The organism is Pandoraea sp. B-6 (assembly GCF_000282835.1).
GTDB lineage: Bacteria > Pseudomonadota > Gammaproteobacteria > Burkholderiales > Burkholderiaceae > Pandoraea > Pandoraea cepalis.
In genome coordinates, this window is sequence record NZ_KB290566.1 from 1 (window position 1) to 2222 (window position 2222).

Here is a 2222-nt window from a genome sequence, read left to right on the forward strand (position 1 = left end):
TACCAATTCCGCCATCTGGGCCTCGTCGACTTGCTGACTGCTTGCTCGCCGCGAAGAAGTGAGATTATGCGTACGCCGTGCGGCACTGTCAACACTTGGGTGGAATAATTTTTCTTTTTTCTCACCCGCCTGCAAGCCCACGCTCAAATTCCGCATAGGTGGCAGTTTTCGCGAGGTTTGCCGTATGATTGTCCCTGACTGTGCGACCCCGCGTTTTCGCGCGACGCACAACACCACGGACCGTCGGGCGCCAGATGTGCCCCTCGGCCGGACTCAACCGGCACAGCAACGCTACCGACCTTTGAGCAAATATCCCTATCCGATTCCGAGCCGCGAAGAAATCCTCGGTGTCCTGCGCACCGCCGATGCCGCGCTGTCCGCCAACGATATCGCCGAAGCCCTGGCGATCAAAAAGCAGGAGCGCGAAGGCTTCTTCAAGCGCCTCGCCGCCATGGAGCGCGATGACCAGATTCGCCTCGACCGCCACGGCTATTATCAACTGACCCACCCCTCGAACTTCATCGCCGGCCGTGTCATCGGTCACCGCGACGGCTACGGTTTCGCCGTGCGCGACGAGGGCGGCGACGACCTCTTCCTTCCCAGCGAAGAGATGAAGAAGGTCATGCACAACGACCGCGTCCTTCTGCGCGTTGCCGGCTACGATCGCCGAGGCCGTCCGGAAGGGCATATCGTTGAAGTGGTGAGCCGTGCCAACACGCACGTCATCGGTCGCCTGCTCAACGAAAACGGCGTGATGGTCGTCGCCCCGGAAGACAAGCGCATCGGCCATGACATCCTGATCCCGCCGCGCGCCCAGGGCAAGGCCAAGGTCGGTCAGGTCGTGTCCGTCGAACTCACCGATTACCCCAGCCGCTATAGCCAGCCCATCGGCCGCGTCTCGGAAGTCCTTGGCGACATCGACGACCCCGGCATGGAAATCGAAATCGCCGTGCGCAAGTACGGCGTGCCCCACCAGTTCTCCGCCGAAGCGCTCGCCGCTGCCGGGGCGCTGCCCGATGAAGTGCGTGCGCCTGATCTGCGTCACCGCATCGATCTGCGCGACGTGCCGCTCGTCACCATCGACGGAGAAGATGCGCGCGACTTCGACGATGCCGTGTACTGCGAGCCGGCCAAGGTCGGCCGCAGCGATGGCTTCCGCCTGATCGTCGCCATCGCCGACGTCTCGCATTATGTGACTTCCGGCGGCCCCCTCGACGCGGACGCCCTGACGCGCAGCACATCGGTCTACTTCCCGCGACGCGTCATTCCGATGCTGCCGGAAAAGCTCTCGAACGGCTTGTGCTCGCTCAATCCCGACGTGGATCGCTGTGTCCTCGTGTGCGACGCCCTCGTCGCCCCGAACGGCGAAGTCAAGGCCTATCAGTTCTATCCGGCCGTGATCCACTCGGCCGCGCGCCTGACCTACACCGAAGTGGCCGCCGTTCTCGGCAACACCAAAGGCCCCGAAGCCCAACGCCGCGCCGCGCTGCTGCCGCATCTGCAGAACCTGTACGAGCTGTACAAAGTGCTCGCGAAAGCGCGCAAGACGCGTGGGGCCATTGAATTCGATTCGACCGAGACGTATATCGTCTGCAACGCGCAAGGCAAGATCGAACAGATCCTGCCGCGCACGCGCAACGATGCTCACCGTCTCATCGAGGAATGCATGCTCACGGCCAACGTGTGCGCCGCCGACCTCCTCAAGCGTCACAAGCAGGCGGGCCTGTACCGGATTCACGCCGGTCCGTCGGGCGAACGACTCCAGGTGCTGCGCACGTTCCTCAAGACGCTCGGGCTGTCGCTCGGCGGTGGCGACGAGCCTGCAACGTCCGATTACGCGGACCTGATGACGCAGATCGAGTCGCGCCCCGACGCACCCATGCTCCAGACGATGCTCCTGCGCTCGATGCAGCAAGCCGTCTACAGTCCGGACAACATCGGCCACTTCGGGCTGGCGTATCCCGCCTACGCGCACTTCACCAGCCCGATTCGCCGCTACCCGGACCTGCTCACGCACCGTGCCATCAAGGCGATTCTGGCGGGCAAGAAGTACGAGCCCGAAGTCCCGGCGGGTGTGGAAATGACGACCGGCCTCTCGCCGCACGCGCGCAAGCTCCAGAAGGCCGACGACTCCGCCGCCGGGAAAGCCAAGAAGGCCGCAGGCACCAAGAAGCACGATGCCATCTGGGACGAGCTGGGCCTGCATTGCTCGGCGAATGAGC

1 protein-coding gene is annotated in these 2222 nt (G+C 63.8%); it reads left to right on the top strand.

What is annotated here, in order from left to right:
* Positions 1-301: 301 nt before the first annotated feature.
* Positions 302-2222, top strand: a 1921-nt coding sequence (rnr, locus tag A985_RS26775) for a ribonuclease R (protein ID WP_039830777.1), incomplete at its 3' end; no start/stop codon positions are given.